General features: G+C 34.8%; 18 protein-coding genes. 1 reads left to right on the forward strand and 17 read right to left on the reverse strand.

Annotated elements, in window-relative coordinates:
* The first annotated feature begins 34 nt into the window (after window positions 1-34).
* Entirely contained in the window at window positions 35-1,654 is a 1,620-nt protein-coding gene (locus MHB53_RS03675) for an ABC-F family ATP-binding cassette domain-containing protein (protein WP_340915793.1), read from the forward strand.
* 180 nt (window positions 1,655-1,834) lie between these two features.
* On the opposite strand, the gene MHB53_RS03680 is transcribed toward MHB53_RS03675, so the two are convergent.
* The 17 genes from MHB53_RS03680 to MHB53_RS03755 all read right to left on the reverse strand — a co-directional run bounded on the left by MHB53_RS03680 (window position 1,835) and on the right by MHB53_RS03755 (window position 14,506).
* The gene (locus MHB53_RS03680; RefSeq protein WP_340924456.1) at window positions 1,835-2,707 is read right to left on the reverse strand and encodes a DUF421 domain-containing protein; all 873 of its coding nucleotides are present in this window, start codon (window positions 2,705-2,707) and stop codon (window positions 1,835-1,837) included.
* Window positions 2,708-2,721: 14 nt separating this feature from the next.
* On the reverse strand, window positions 2,722-2,928 hold the full coding sequence (locus tag MHB53_RS03685) for a DUF1657 domain-containing protein (RefSeq protein ID WP_340915795.1): 207 nt from the start codon (window positions 2,926-2,928) through the stop codon (window positions 2,722-2,724).
* 62 nt (window positions 2,929-2,990) lie between these two features.
* Window positions 2,991-3,194 (reverse strand): DUF1657 domain-containing protein, encoded by a 204-nt coding sequence (locus tag MHB53_RS03690; protein WP_340924459.1) that lies wholly within the window; start codon window positions 3,192-3,194, stop codon window positions 2,991-2,993.
* A gap of 115 nt (window positions 3,195-3,309) precedes the next feature.
* The gene (locus tag MHB53_RS03695) at window positions 3,310-4,380 is read right to left on the reverse strand and encodes an AI-2E family transporter (RefSeq protein WP_340915797.1); all 1,071 of its coding nucleotides are present in this window, start codon (window positions 4,378-4,380) and stop codon (window positions 3,310-3,312) included.
* Window positions 4,381-4,541: 161 nt separating this feature from the next.
* Window positions 4,542-5,510 carry an oxygen-dependent tRNA uridine(34) hydroxylase TrhO gene (gene trhO / locus MHB53_RS03700; RefSeq protein ID WP_340915798.1) on the reverse strand — a complete coding sequence of 323 codons (969 nt, stop codon included), beginning with the start codon at window positions 5,508-5,510 and terminating at the stop codon, window positions 4,542-4,544.
* 95 nt (window positions 5,511-5,605) lie between these two features.
* A complete protein-coding gene (locus MHB53_RS03705; RefSeq protein ID WP_340915799.1) occupies window positions 5,606-7,348 on the reverse strand; it encodes an ABC transporter ATP-binding protein in 1,743 nt (580 codons plus the stop codon).
* 271 nt (window positions 7,349-7,619) lie between these two features.
* Window positions 7,620-7,880: a hypothetical protein gene (locus MHB53_RS03710; RefSeq protein WP_340915800.1), complete on the reverse strand. Its 261-nt coding sequence runs from the start codon at window positions 7,878-7,880 to the stop codon at window positions 7,620-7,622.
* 140 nt (window positions 7,881-8,020) lie between these two features.
* Complete coding sequence (locus MHB53_RS03715) at window positions 8,021-8,395, reverse strand: VOC family protein (RefSeq protein WP_340915801.1); 375 nt, start codon at window positions 8,393-8,395, stop codon at window positions 8,021-8,023.
* Window positions 8,396-8,640: 245 nt separating this feature from the next.
* Entirely contained in the window at window positions 8,641-8,874 is a 234-nt protein-coding gene (locus tag MHB53_RS26215) for a DUF5412 family protein (protein ID WP_445661495.1), read from the reverse strand.
* 556 nt (window positions 8,875-9,430) lie between these two features.
* Window positions 9,431-9,838 (reverse strand): type II toxin-antitoxin system death-on-curing family toxin, encoded by a 408-nt coding sequence (locus tag MHB53_RS03720; RefSeq protein ID WP_340915803.1) that lies wholly within the window; start codon window positions 9,836-9,838, stop codon window positions 9,431-9,433.
* A gap of 35 nt (window positions 9,839-9,873) precedes the next feature.
* Complete coding sequence (locus MHB53_RS03725; RefSeq protein ID WP_340915804.1) at window positions 9,874-10,155, reverse strand: AbrB/MazE/SpoVT family DNA-binding domain-containing protein; 282 nt, start codon at window positions 10,153-10,155, stop codon at window positions 9,874-9,876.
* A gap of 381 nt (window positions 10,156-10,536) precedes the next feature.
* The gene (locus MHB53_RS03730) at window positions 10,537-11,580 is read right to left on the reverse strand and encodes a flavin-containing monooxygenase (RefSeq protein ID WP_340915806.1); all 1,044 of its coding nucleotides are present in this window, start codon (window positions 11,578-11,580) and stop codon (window positions 10,537-10,539) included.
* 106 nt (window positions 11,581-11,686) lie between these two features.
* Complete coding sequence (locus MHB53_RS03735) at window positions 11,687-12,115, reverse strand: disulfide oxidoreductase (RefSeq protein ID WP_340915807.1); 429 nt, start codon at window positions 12,113-12,115, stop codon at window positions 11,687-11,689.
* The gene (locus MHB53_RS03740) at window positions 12,115-12,798 is read right to left on the reverse strand and encodes a DsbA family protein (protein WP_340915808.1); all 684 of its coding nucleotides are present in this window, start codon (window positions 12,796-12,798) and stop codon (window positions 12,115-12,117) included. The genes MHB53_RS03735 and MHB53_RS03740 overlap by 1 nt, the downstream gene beginning before the upstream one ends.
* Before the next feature lie 44 nt (window positions 12,799-12,842).
* Window positions 12,843-13,940, reverse strand: a complete 1,098-nt coding sequence (locus MHB53_RS03745) for a copper resistance D family protein (protein WP_340915809.1) — start codon at window positions 13,938-13,940, stop codon at window positions 12,843-12,845.
* A 3-nt stretch (window positions 13,941-13,943) separates the two neighbouring features.
* Entirely contained in the window at window positions 13,944-14,264 is a 321-nt protein-coding gene (locus MHB53_RS03750; RefSeq protein WP_340915811.1) for a copper resistance CopC family protein, read from the reverse strand.
* Window positions 14,240-14,506, reverse strand: a complete 267-nt coding sequence (locus MHB53_RS03755; RefSeq protein ID WP_340915812.1) for a copper resistance CopC family protein — start codon at window positions 14,504-14,506, stop codon at window positions 14,240-14,242. Before MHB53_RS03755 ends, MHB53_RS03750 begins: the two co-directional genes overlap by 25 nt.
* Between the last annotated feature and the right edge of the window lie 73 nt (window positions 14,507-14,579).

Genomic DNA, 14,579 nt, shown 5'->3' on the forward strand with positions numbered 1-14,579 from the left:
TTTGGATAACGTTATATTGGAGGATGTGTTTAAGTTGATTACTGTTAATAATGTTGGTCTACGCTTTGGTGAGCGTAAATTATTCGAAGATATAAATATTAAATTTACTCACGGAAATTGCTATGGCTTGATTGGTGCAAATGGTGCCGGCAAGTCTACCTTTCTAAAGATATTATCAGGAGAACTCGAAGCTCAAACAGGTACTGTTTCTATGACACCTGGCGAGCGCCTTGCTGTATTAAAACAAGATCACTTTCAATATGAGGAAGAAGAAGTGTTAAAAGTGGTTGTTATGGGTCATACTCGCCTATATGAAATAATGCAGGAAAAAGATGCAATCTATATGAAAGCAGACTTTTCTGAGGAAGACGGAATGCGTGCTGCTGAACTAGAAGGCGAATTTGCAGAAATTAATGGTTGGGAAGCAGAGTCTGAAGCAGCCATTTTACTAAAAGGCCTAGGAATCGATGAAACTTTACATGATAAGAAAATGGCTGAACTTTCTGGTTCTGATAAAATCAAAGTATTACTTGCACAGGCTCTATTCGGTAAACCTGATGTCCTACTACTTGATGAGCCTACAAACCATCTTGATTTAAAAGCGATTCAATGGTTGGAAGAGTTTCTTATCAATTTTGACAATACGGTTATCGTTGTATCACATGACCGTTATTTCTTGAATAAAGTTTGTACACATATTGCTGACCTCGATTTCGCGAAAATTCAAGTATATGCTGGAAATTATGATTTCTGGTATGAATCAAGTCAATTAGCACAGCGTATGGCTTCAGATGCTAACAAAAAGAAAGAAGAAAAAATAAAAGAATTGCAGGCTTTCATTGCGCGCTTTAGTGCGAATGCTTCCAAATCTAAGCAAGCTACATCTCGGAAAAAGTCACTTGATAAGATTACATTAGATGATATTCAACCATCATCTCGTCGCTACCCTTTCGTTGGATTTAGCCCAGAAAGAGAAATTGGGAATGATCTACTAAGAATAGAGGGACTAACTAAGACGATAGACGGTGTTAAAGTACTTGATAACATTAGCTTTATTATGAATAAGGATGATAAGATTGCTCTCGTCGGTAAAAATGAAATTGCAAAAACTACGTTATTTAAAATTTTAACTGGGGAAATGGAACCAGATGAAGGCTCCTTTAAATGGGGCATCACTACTTCTCAAGCGTATTTCCCTAAAGATAACTCCGAATTTTTTGAAGGCAGTGAATTAAATCTTGTTGATTGGCTACGTCAATTCTCTCCACAAGATGATAGTGAAAGCTTCCTACGCGGTTTCTTAGGTAGAATGTTATTTTCTGGTGAGGAAGTATTGAAAAAAGCTTCTGTCTTATCTGGAGGCGAAAAAGTCAGATGTATGCTTTCAAAAATGATGTTAAGTGGAGCTAACGTCCTTTTGTTAGATGAGCCTACAAACCATCTAGACTTAGAATCGATTACAGCACTTAATGACGGACTCATTAGCTTTAAAGGCTCTTTGATGTTCGCATCACATGACCATCAGTTTATTCAAACGATTTCTAATCGCATCATTGATCTAACACCAAAAGGAATCATTGATAAATCAATGAATTACGATGAATACCTAGAAGATGCACAATTGCAAAAACAAGTAGAAGAAATGTACGCATAACAAAGAAAAGCGGGGCCGCTGTGCACCCTGAGCTAGACAATAAAGGAACAACAGCTAAGGAATGCCACGTCGTGTGGCAACACCGTTGTGACTCGCATCGTGCGAGCCCCCATTAAGCGCATATAGGCCTACTTAAAACCCTAAAGCATTCTCTTGCTTCTAGGGTTTTAAGTAGGCTTTCTATTCATTGGCAAGTAAGTGTTCCGATTTATTTATCACTTTTTCAAGTATCTCCGCGTTTTTCTTATACATTACTTTGGCTTCTTCTACATCGGTTTGTAGCTCAAAAGCTTCCATATCTGATTGACATTTTTTTAGGGCATTTAATAATTTCTTTCTTGGAGTTGCAGTTGGAATACTTATTTCATCATCGTAAGTATCAACTGTTAATGCTCCATACGAATCAACCTGACCAATATAAACGTTATCAAGTGCGACGTTTAGTTTTTCTAGCTCTACTTCCAGCCAAGCTCGCGTATGTCCCCCAGCAGCAAGTGCTGCATCCACTATTTCACCTTCTAGGATCACCGCTTGTGGTGCTTTTTCAGGAGCGACTTCCATTTGAATATCTTTTGGCGTTAAGGGTTGTTTTTCTTTTTTGAGTAATACATTTAATTCACCATCTGCTTCTAATAAAGCAAACTCAACATCCGTTACCTGAAAAGCATTTTTTTTCCTCAACAATTGCATTAATTCATCTACAGTATATTGTTCTTTCGCTAAATTCTCTTCATGAATCTTACCATTTTGAATTACAATCGTTGACGTACCCTCAATAAAGTTTCTTGCCTTTTTACTCTTTAAACCGATGAAACCGGCAATAAATGGTATAGCAGTCCAAACGATCAAACTATATAAGCCATGTGCAAAGCTATGTTCAAGACCGGTAGACATTTCAGCAGCAATACTACCGATTGTAATTCCCGCTACATATTCAAAGAATGACAAATGGGATAATTGTTTTTTTCCAAGCAATTTCATAAGTAGAAATAAAACAATTACTAAAGTGGAGGACCTGATAATAATAACTAGCCAATCAGGAAGATTCATTATTTCTTGCCTACCTTTCAAGAATTTCTATATTGCAGTTCCTCTGCTTTCATATACTCTATCCTTAAATGTAAATTTTGAACTACCTTTTCTACATCTAACATACATTCATGAAAGATGGCTCTCGCATCTTCATCTGCGGCAACTTGGGCAAGATGTGAAAATTCCGCTTGTATGCCTTTAGCATTTGCATGTGAAGCTTTTATATTAGCGATAATAGTCATTTATTCATCTCCTTTGTTGAAAAAGAACAGAGTGACGATACACCCTGTTCCTTAACAATAAATCATTGATTATATTGCGGCTCTTCTTGAATTACTTGTTGTACCCTAGGTTCCAACGAATTGATGATGGTTTGTGTTTGATCAGCAGCCAGCTTATATAACTGCTTTGCTTGCTCATTATCAGTAGAAAGTGAAAAACCCTCCAAGCTTGCTTGTGCACTTTTTAATCCGGAAACGGTTTGTTTAATATCACTAATTACTGTCATCATCCATCTCTCCATTCGTTTTAAGTTATTTTACAACGTTTCTATTTTATGAAAGATGGACGATATTATAAGTTGAAAAATTTTACAAAAAAAATAACCTGCAAAAGCAGATTATTTATTCGAGTCGAAGATAACGATATAGGTGACTTACAATGACCTTCAGTAATGCATATGTAGGTACAGCTAAGATTAATCCCAATAATCCACCAAACTGACCCGCTACAAGTAAAACAAAGATAATGGTCAGTGGATGCATATTTAATGCTTTCCCCATGACGAATGGTGAAATAAAATTGCTTTCTGTTTGCTGGGCAACAACAGCCACCAGCACAACTAATAACGCTTGTAATGGTGATGTAAATAAACCGACTATTAACGCTGGAAAAGTACCAATCCAAGGACCGACAAAAGGAATAACATTTGTTACCATTGCTAGAACGCCAAGCACAAGCGAATATTCGAGCCCAATAATTAAATACCCAATATATGCGAGCACGCCTACACAAAAACTTACAATTAATTGGCCCTGTATGTAGGAACTTAATGCATCATCCATTTCCTCCAATACATTCTCCGCTTCTTTTTGGTGTTTTTTCGGTAGGATTTTCATTAAAAATTTCGGAGCTTGTTTTCCATCCTTTAACATAAAAAATAAAACAAATGGAATTAAGAGAAGTACCATTACTATATTAGCAATAAATCCTACGGTTCCAGCTATGGTTGATCCAATATTTTGAATCAAACTCTGTGCATTTTTCTCAAATTGTGATGTTAATTTTTCAATGGAAAAGTAATCATTTTGAAGGCGTAAAAACCAATCGTTTTGTGATAAATTCGTCGCTTTTTCCTGTAGAACGTGAGCATAGCTTGGAAAGTTCTTAATTAAGGTATCAAATTGAGTTTGTAATTTAGGACCAACTAAAAACACTAGGCCTGTTATGACTCCACCAATTGCAATAAAAGTAATCAGTATTGCTAAGGTACGCGGTATTTTTTTTGCAATTAAATTTACGACTGGTCTCATTAAGTAATATAGAACACCAGCTAAAATAATCGGTGGAAATAAAGTTTGAAAAATAATAACTAGCGGTGTAAAAATAAAACTCACTTTAGTACCAAGCCAAATAATCAAAAAGATCATAATAATGGCTAAACCAAATTTAAACCATTTTTCACCTTTTTTCATAATTCCCCTCTTTTCTGTCTTTACCATTACTTGTTATTATCGCATGTATGGATTGAATTTCAATATATAACTTTAAAATGTAATAAAATATGCTGTTTAAAGTGACCATTGCTTGAAAAATAAAATCCCTAGCATCCATCAGGTTGGATACTAGGGATAAATCAATTTACAACCGGTTCTTTTTCAAGTAATTGTAGTCTGGCTTGAACCTCTTCTTCTGTTAGTTCATGCTCTTTAATATATAGATTTCTTGGATGAACTCGGCATTCATCTGTACAGCTTCTCATATATTTATGTTCATTCACTTCAGAACTTAAAAATTGTTTATTACATTCAGGATTCGCGCAGTTAATATATCGTTCACACGGTTCTCCATCGAAATAATCATGGCCAACAATAACATGCTCTTTTTGGTTTACAGGTACAGCAATTCTTTCATCAAAAACATAGCATTGACCATCCCATAAGTCACCTTGCACCTCAGGATCTTTACCATATGTGACTATTCCACCATGAAGCTGTGAAACATCTTCGAAGCCTTCTTCAAGCAGCCATCCAGAAAATTTTTCGCAACGAATGCCACCAGTGCAATACGTTAAAATTTTCTTCCCTTCAAATTTATGCTTGTTTTCTCTTACCCATTCAGGTAAATCGCGGAATGTGGCAATTTCCGGACGAACCGCTCCTCTGAAATGGCCAATATCAAATTCATAATCATTTCTTGCATCCAATACTACCGTATCTTCTTCTTGCATCGCATGATAAAACTCTTTCGGGCTTAAATGTTTCCCTGTCACTACTTTTGGATTAATGTCGTCTTCAAGTCTTAAAGTTACAAGCTCTGAACGAGGACGGACATGCATTTTTTTAAACGCATGTTTATCAGCATCATCTATTTTAAATGGCATATCAGCAAAACGTGGATCGTTATGCATCATTTCCATATAATGATCTGTCTGTTCTTGTGATCCCGATACTGTTCCGTTTATCCCTTCAGTCGCAACAAGAATACGTCCTCTTAATCCAAGCTCTTTACAAAATTTTAAATGTTCATTTGCAAATAGTTCCGGATCTTCGATTGTGACGTATTGATAATACAATAGCACTTTAAAATTTACATTTTCTGACACAAACAATTCCACCTATCGATTATATTTGCAAGATATGTTATCGATTGCTATAAAATTATATCAGCTTTTATTAAACCTTGCAAATCAATCAGAGCTTATACTTGGAATTCAAACTGCTTGGAATACAGGTGTGCAAACGCTCCATTGCGTGCAAGTAACGTATCGTGCGTACCTTGTTCCACAATACCGTCTTCCGTTAATACAATAATTCGTTCAGCATTGCGGATAGTGGAAAGACGATGGGCAATGACAATAGTTGTACGCCCTTTTGCTAACAATTCTAGGGATTCCTTGACGATACTTTCACTCTCATTATCTAATGCGCTTGTTGCCTCATCTAAAATGAGAACTGGTGGATTCTTTAAGAATACACGGGCGATACTTAGGCGTTGTTTTTGACCACCAGAAAGTTTGACACCTCTTTGCCCGATCTCAGAGTGATAGCCGTTTGGCAGGCTCATGATAAAGTTATGGGCATTCGCATGCTTAGCTGCGGCGATAATTTCTTCTTCACTTGCTGCTGGATTTCCGTAATGGATATTTTCCATCACCGTGCCCACAAAAAGGTAGACATCCTGCTGCACAATCCCTATTGCTTTTCTTAATGACTGCAAATCGATATCACGAACATTGATCCCGTCTAGTAACACATCCCCCTCTGTTACATCATAAAAACGAGAGATGAGTGAGCATAATGTAGTTTTTCCCGCACCAGACGGACCGACTAACGCAATGTATTCTCCCGGTTGTATGTGAAGAGACATGTTTACGAAGACATTATCCAAATGGCCTTCGTAACGGAAGGTAACTTGCCTGAACTCAATTTCACCGTGTACCTCCAGCAAGACCATGGCATTCAGTTTGTTTTCGATGGTCGGCTTCAGATTCATGATTTCCATAAATCGCTGGAAGCCAGTGATTCCTTCTTGGAACTGTGTGCTCATATGAGTTAGTTTTTGAATTGGCTCAATCATAAAGTTAATATACAGTAAAAAAGTAATTAAATCCGCTAAATCTAACGTGCTATTGACGATACTAGCGCTACCAAAGATAACCACAGTGATCGTAATTAGTTGAATGAACGTCTCAGCGCCATTATAAAAGTACGCTTCAGCCTTATACGTTTTTTTCCGACTATTGAGGAAACGATTATTTTCCTGGTTAAACTTCTCGATCTCTACATGTTCGTTGGTAAATGATTTTACTACTCGGATTCCCGATAGGCTATCCTCAATCTGTGCATTTATGTCCGCAATCCGCTCTTTGTTTCTTCTTAAAGCCTTGTTCAAGATTTTGTTAAAATACAAGGCAAAGACACCTAAGACAGGTAAAAAGCAGAACACAGCGATCGTTAACGGTGCATTAATAAAGAACAAAATGACAAATGCTCCAATAAAACGGACGAGATATTTGATGTAGTCTTCCGGACCATGATGGTACAGCTCTGAAAGCAGTAGCAGATCGTTCGTTATTCGGGACATGAGCATGCCCGTCTTTTCCTTATCGTAAAAGCTAAATGAAAGTTTTTGCATGTGTGCAAACAGCTCGCTACGCATATCAGTTTCCATACGAGCACCGATTTCGTGACCTTTGTAGTCTACAAAATAATTCCCGATATTTTGAATTGCGACTAAAACCAGCATTAGTCCGCCAATCCAGTAGACCTCACTTAGCGCAGTGGACAAATCCCCCGCCAGCACATCTTTCGTAATATGCCTAACGAGCAAAGGAAACGCTAAAGTCACTGTGGATACGATAAATGCGCACGTCAATATCGAAATAAATAACGCTAAGTACGGTTTGTAATAGGAGATAAATTTCTTTATTGGAAATTGCATGAGTTACCCCTTTTTGTGTTATTTAAATAAACACATATAAGGGGGTACACCGCTTACAATTTAAGAAAGTGTTCCACCCTTATATGTTTGTACGGTTTGATTTATCATGTTTTTCATGTTAAATTGCCTCCTTGTTCGTTAATACTTCCATTGTAGACGACTTCATACAGAATGAACAGTATTTTAAATGGAATTAATATCCTTTATAATAGGTGATTTTCAACAGGGGAGCCCCCGTATACTGTAACGGGGAAAAGAGATTTGAAAAAAATTAATCGGTCCTTTTATTGTTTTTGGCAAATTTATTCGAGGCGAAATAGGAAATTATAGCAGAAAGAATAGCAAAAATGAATGTAGAGAATAAGGAAAAGAAATTTTCACCAAAAACAACTTCTTGCGTTAAATTAGTATTCGAATGCCAAACTCCTGCTATATCCGGAATATATGTCAACGTTAGAAACAATCCACTGAAAAGCTGGAATAAGGAAAATAGAAGCAAAAAGCTAGTCGTAAATATGATATATTTTTTCATTTTGACAACTCCTATAATATTAATGTTTGATATAATCAAAACCTGTGGTTCCCTATATCTATTGTACCAACCTTATTAGTTGAGGAAAATGCATATACGTAGCTCGCCTTTCTTTATATAACCATTGCTAATATCGGAGTTTATTCTTTAAGCCACTCTAAAAATTCCATACGATTACCAAATGGGTCTGAAATATATAATCTTTTAGCTCCAGTAAATTTATCGTCTTCAGTAGGAATAACGCCATTTGTTATCAAATGTTTTTTTAATTCCTCTATATTTTCTACTTCAAATGCAGGATGCGCCTTTTTGGCTGGAGAAAACGGTTCTTCTATTCCTATATGTAATTGATAATCCCCAAACCCAAACCATACTCCACCACGTTTCTTTAATTCTTCTGGTTTTTCCATTTCATTAAAACCTAAAACATCCCGGAAAAAGCTTCTTGCAGTATCTTCACTACCTTTAGGAGCAGCCAGTTGAATATGGTGAATTGCTTTAATAATAAAAGACACTTATACCCTTCCTTTCAATTCGTAAATTTATCAAATCTATTCTTCCTCATCATTTTATATTAATTTCAATGATTAATAAATTCTGATTATTTTATCCAAGAACATAAAATTATCTTATTGAGATAACTGTAAACATTCTTATTAAAGTTCTACTCCGATCCCCTACAGCCATCTTTTTGTCTAAACGGCAAAGCCTTTTACCTAGAAATTAATCAGAAATGATTAGTTAATTAGCAGATTGAAAATCAAAGACTATCATCTTTTTTCCAATTAAAGTAGGTATCTTCATCTGTAATATTAATTGTTGTTCCATTGATGACTATAGAATCATTACCTTTCCATTCTATTGATATCTCATCTTCCGAAGGGTTTAACCAATATATAGTCTTATCATTAAATTCTTTCTTATTATCTTCTAAAAATTGGATAGAATACCATTGTCTATATTTTTTTGTATGTAATAATAAAATCCTGCTAATATTTCTGTCGGTAACTTTTCGTAAAAAGAAATCTCGTTAATATCCTGTTTTTTTAGATAACCGGTTCGGATTACTTTATGTAACTCACTAGTCTTTCTACTTTTGATAATGCTGAATACATCTTATGGCTTGAATGGTAAATCGCTAAGCCGAAAACCCATCTCATTTACCACCTTGGCAACCCTTGCAATACTTCCTAGATACACATATCTTTAATGATTTCTTTTAACATATTCACACGATGCCTTCCACCAAATTTTCAAATGCCTGAGGTTTCATAATCTTATTTTTATATGATCAACCGTTATAATGCTTCTCATAATTATCCCTCGTACATGTCAACATTCAACATATACGGAGGACGTTGAAGTAATAGCATTAAACCACAAACAAAATATTTCAGAATGAATGTATTCATATAACGACATTAACATATGCATATATTTTATAAATAACATATATGTGAATTAAGGAGTGGGTGATGAGTGGGTGTTGGTACGAAAAAGTGACAAGGTAAACACAGGTTGGGAACACATTCGAAAATAGTTGGAACTTTTTATTGGATGATATAAGGCTTTAGCTCTTTAACCAAATGATTAATACAATCATTCGTTTTAAACTTATCATCTTCGGCTAGGTATACCGTGAAATTTTCAACCTCATCATTATCGAATGTTAAACTCATTCCATTTAAACGGAGATACGTAATAAACGTAACAAGCGCTGTTCTTTTGTTTCCATTATGAAAAATATGGTCTTTTGCTATTGAATGGTAATAGCAGCAGCCTTTTTCTAAAACTGTAGGATATAACTCTACCCCAAAGTAATCTGATTTAGGCCTCTCTAACATAGACTCAAATCTATCTTGATATTTAATACCTGCTTGTTCTAAATCATTATGCCTGTTCATGGTGGTGTAATGAATGGCTAGTATTTGTTTTCCTGTTAGATATTGTGCTGACACTTCCGCAAATCCCCCTAAGCTCCACCATTTTAAAATTAACGGTCCTTCAGATTTTTAATCGCTTCGTCATAGTCATCTAATACCCCTCCGAGAATATCTAGGAATTCTAAGTCAATTCCGTCAGGTAAACGTTTTTCTTTTTTCTTTCTGAATATGATTTCATCCGAACCTTCCACATATACCGCTTCAAATTCCTGTCCTTTTTTGATTTTTAGATCCTCTACAATTTCTGCGGGAATTCCAACAGATAAGCTATTTCCTTGCTGATGTATCTTCCTTACAAAAAGTTTTTCCTTCGGCATATCATTCACACTCATTTCTGCATATCTCTCCTTTCAGCATTAACTTAATATATGCAGCTCATACGTTATAATGTTACACTACATTAACAGTTGTTACGTCTCTATATTATAGCACGATTGTTTACAAGGCGTCTCCTTTTCTTAGTGACTTAGTAATGTAATTCGATAAATTATCTATCACTCTCATTTATTACAGGGGTGCAGCCAACATTTTTACATAAAACCCACGTTAAGACAATTTTTGGAATAAAAAAGCCGATTTCTTAAACGCTATAGAAGTGACTTTTTTATTTGTCTTCTATTTTAACAGTTGAGGGAAGAAAGAAGATTGCTGGAACTATGCTTTTATGTAACAGGTGTAGCTAATTAAAAAGAATTACTTTTTAGAGAATACTCTCAACTATTAGCCTTGATATAATTAATCAAATACTCCGCATCCTTTCCAACTCCATGAAGGAGCGCAGAACCTCTATTATACTGCCACGGTAAACCTAAAAAATATAAACCGTCCATTAATGTAATACCTCTATGGTGAATTGGTAGACCCTTTTCATCAAATACTTCGGCTATGTCTATCCAACTATAATCAGAAACAAATCCTGTTGACCAAATTACGTTTTTAACCTGTACTTCACTATTATCTTCAAAAGTAATATTGTCATTATGTATTGATATTGTACGTGGCTTTAATATTACTTTTCCATACTTTATTAGGGATCTAAGCTCAAATCCAAAAATCGGGTCGTGTTGTTTTTTTATGTACTGACCTACTTTAGTATTCACACTTGCTGTATATATTCCTAATTGATCGAACCACCAGAAGATGCTTTTATTCATTATATCTTGTGATAAATACTTGATTTTATGACTAACAGATAAATATGTTTCTCTTTCTTTAGACAATTCAACAGCAATTTGTGCTCCGGAATTACCTCCACCAACTACTAATACAGGACCTTCTCTTAGTTGTTTTGGGTTCTTATATTGAGATGAATGAAGTTGTAAAACATTATCAGAAAGTTTATTTGCAAACTCTGGAATAAATGGATTCTGAAACGGTCCTGTTGCTATAACTACATTTTTAGCTATAAGTTCACCTTTATCTGTTATGATTCGAAATCTACCCTCATCTTTATATAAATTTCGAACTATAGTTTTTATCTTTAAGGGAAGTCTAAACATTTCAGCGTATAAAGATAAATACTCGGCTATTTCATCTTTTGTGGGGTAAACGCTCTGATTACCAGCTAACTTTAGTCCAGGTAGGCAACTGTAAGAACGTGGAGTAAATAATTTAAGAGAATCATATCTATTTTTCCAAACCTCTCCAATCCCTTCACTTTTATCAAGAATTAAAAAGGATAAATCAGTCTGCTTCAAGTAATATCCCATCGAAAGCCCAGCTTGTCCTGCGCCAATTATAACTACATCATAATTCATTAAATATCACATCCTATTCGAAATACGAGATGATTAAAGTTATATTAAGTGAAAATTATTTCTTTTAAGAAATCGACAAAAAGGCAATAAAAAATTGCCCTTTTCATTACTTATGTCTTTTTACAAAAACCATACACACGATAATAATAGTAAAGGCTGTTAAAGCTAAAATTGGGATAGTAACAAAGCCCAGCCAATTTATATATTGGGCATTACATGGTACTCCATTAACACAGGGCTTTATTTCAGCAAAACCAGGGACTTTCTGTATCAAATAGTGGTATAAAGAAATGAACCACCCAATAATAGCCATTGGTAATACAAATTTCTTACCAGAAGAGTCATTTTGGAATGTGCAAATTCCCAGTATTAGGGCTAATGGATACATTAAAATACGTTGATACCAACATAGTTCACATGGGATAAATCCACGTATTTCACTAAAATATAAACTCCCAAGTGTAGCTACAGTGGAAACGAGCCATGCTATATAGAGATAAATTTGTTTATTCAACCCTTTACCTGTTTCTTGCATTACTTATTACCACCCTCTAATTCTTTCTCAATAAGACTTTTAATTTTTTCATAATCAAAAGGGTCTTCAAGCTTAGTACCATTAACCATTATTGTTGGAGTCTGTTGTATACTAAACTCTTTAACTAATTCTACATCCTTATCTACTTCTTCTATCGCTGATTGTTCCTCAATATCCATTTTTAATTTTTCTACATCAATACTTGGGGAATTACTAGCTACTTCGAGAATTTTCTCTTGTGTAATCCATAATGCATCATGGTTTTCGCTAGGTTGCTCTTTAAAAAGCCCTTTATGAAAATCCCAATAGGCATCAGGTGAACTTTTAAATACGGATTCTGCTGCTAATGAACCTAATTCTGATTCTTCCCCATGAAATAATACATTTACATAAGAAAATTTAACTTTTCCAGTGTCGACATAATCTTTAACCAACTCTGGGAACACTCTTTCTCCCCATGCTTTACATGCTGGACATTTAAAATCACCAAACTCTACAACAGTTACAGGAGCATTGACTTCTCCTAAAATCGGTTGTCCTTTAGTAGGTGGTAACTTGCCAGAACTAGTTTCATTATTTGATTCTGAGTTCATGTTATTTATTACAACCAATGCTGTCATAAGCCCCAAAATAATAATTGTAAGTATAACTACGATTTTAAATCCCGAACTCTTCCTTTTCATTATGTATCACCTCTTGTATGTATTTAATGAAAATCCTGCAAGCTTTATTGGATGCTTACCATTAATGACAAGTAAGTAGCAACCACAAATAATACACTCATTGAGAAACCTAATAGGATAGGTGCTCTCTTTATATAAGAAACTATTGTTAATCCTAAGAATGATATGGCTGATACCAATAGCATTACACTGTTTAATTCAAGACCAAGAACTATTACTGAATCGCGTGTTATGTTTCCTTGGTAAAATAGGTCAAACAATTTAGATACTCCCGAAGATGCTAAAGTTGTTTTAATATCATGTGGCGGTTCTTGTTGCCCTAATACAGCCGTTGCAGAAAAAATAAGAAAAACTACTAAACTTTCAACTTTCGTCCAACGAATTGGATTAAAATTAGTATTCTTTTTAAGTTCTCTTCTAATCAAAAAACTATTGATAAAAGCATATACCATTAAAGGTATAATGAGCAGATGCTTTATTAAAAGTGCTTGTCCATGAGGAAGCATCCAAGAATTTGCATAATCTTTATAATCGACTACTATAGTCATTAAATAGAGTCCGGATAACACAGTTATCGTGAAACAAATTATTGCTACAGGCGTAAACCACCTTAAGAAGTTTTGCCAATTTAAATAATTTCTTGAAGACCAACTAACTACAAATAGTATTCCTACCCAAATCGTAACGGCAAGAAAATGCATAGTGTGTGCAAGGAATCCTTTCCATTGCTCTATTGAAGATGCATGGCTAGACCAACCTAATGCAAAAATTAACATGAGAGTAATGACCATTCCTATGTATGCATATTGTGGCTTCTTTCGATAATCAAACCAAACAATGTAAATAAATAATAGATTTGAAACAAGATAAGTAAATATCCACGCTTTCCCTACTTCAAAAGTAAAAAGAACCGATTTAAAGGTTTGTGCAAATCCAATATCTTCGTATAGATATAAAATCACTTGTAAAACAGGTACAAATGAAAATATTGCAATACCGGCTGTTGCGACCATTAGAATACCTTTAGGAACGTTAAATTCTGGTCTTGAAGTAGTTGGTACAATTCGCAGAAGAAAACTTCCGATTATGACAGAGAAACAAAGGTATAATAATGGCTCACTGAAGATTCCCATTAACTGCATTTGTTATTTCTTCCTCCTCATTAGCCAAAAGACACTTCCAGCAACTATTACAAATAAAACACCAGTAATGGAGGGAATCACATAAGAAGGCAAGTTACTATGTTCAACTTCCTGTTTTAATGGTTCAGTAGAACTTTCTTGGTTATCTTCTTCTTGTTTTGGGTCCTCTTCTTCAGTTTCAGTCAAATTTTTATCAGATTCTTCTTCAACAGGCACATCTACCGAAAAAGAAAAAGTACCTTCTATGGGATGTCCATCTGCACCAATGATAGACCATTCAACGTCATAGTTCCCATTCTCTAGGGTTGAAGGAAAGTTGTCCACATTTCATCATCTTCTATTACAAAGTTTCCTAGTGTAATAGATTCTCCATCTTTATTTACAACATTAATCTTACTTGTTTGTTCAACTTTTGTTCCAAAAATTAAACTTAATTCTTGTATAGGTTCTGTTACAACTTCACCATCTTTTGGTGTTGATTCTTGAAGCGAAGTGTGTGCTTTTGCTTGATGATTTGCTATAAAAGCGAACAAAATTAGAAATAATATTGAGACTTTTTTGGTCATTTTTCTTACTCCTTTACAGTTTGACACACATATTAGATATTGCTAATATGATGATAACAAAACATATTAGTTC

It is taken from the genome of Bacillus sp. FSL K6-3431 (genome assembly GCF_038002605.1).
In the GTDB taxonomy this organism is placed as follows: Bacteria; Bacillota; Bacilli; order Bacillales; family Bacillaceae_C; genus Lederbergia.

What these genes read in the sequence shown, in the direction of transcription:
- MHB53_RS03730 (WP_340915806.1), bottom strand. Translation starts at nt 11,580, where the DNA reads ATGAATTATGATGTAGTTATAATTGGCGCAGGACAAGCTGGGCTTTCG.
- MHB53_RS03710 (WP_340915800.1), bottom strand. Translation starts at nt 7,880, where the DNA reads ATGAAAAAATATATCATATTTACGACTAGCTTTTTGCTTCTATTTTCC.
- MHB53_RS03755 (WP_340915812.1), bottom strand. Translation starts at nt 14,506, where the DNA reads ATGACCAAAAAAGTCTCAATATTATTTCTAATTTTGTTCGCTTTTATA.
- MHB53_RS03740 (WP_340915808.1), bottom strand. Translation starts at nt 12,798, where the DNA reads ATGAAAAGGAAGAGTTCGGGATTTAAAATCGTAGTTATACTTACAATT.
- MHB53_RS03745 (WP_340915809.1), bottom strand. Translation starts at nt 13,940, where the DNA reads ATGCAGTTAATGGGAATCTTCAGTGAGCCATTATTATACCTTTGTTTC.
- MHB53_RS03725 (WP_340915804.1), bottom strand. Translation starts at nt 10,155, where the DNA reads ATGAGTGTGAATGATATGCCGAAGGAAAAACTTTTTGTAAGGAAGATA.
- MHB53_RS03735 (WP_340915807.1), bottom strand. Translation starts at nt 12,115, where the DNA reads ATGCAAGAAACAGGTAAAGGGTTGAATAAACAAATTTATCTCTATATA.
- MHB53_RS03705 (WP_340915799.1), bottom strand. Translation starts at nt 7,348, where the DNA reads ATGCAATTTCCAATAAAGAAATTTATCTCCTATTACAAACCGTACTTA.
- MHB53_RS03685 (WP_340915795.1), bottom strand. Translation starts at nt 2,928, where the DNA reads ATGACTATTATCGCTAATATAAAAGCTTCACATGCAAATGCTAAAGGC.
- MHB53_RS03690 (WP_340924459.1), bottom strand. Translation starts at nt 3,194, where the DNA reads ATGACAGTAATTAGTGATATTAAACAAACCGTTTCCGGATTAAAAAGT.
- MHB53_RS03695 (WP_340915797.1), bottom strand. Translation starts at nt 4,380, where the DNA reads ATGAAAAAAGGTGAAAAATGGTTTAAATTTGGTTTAGCCATTATTATG.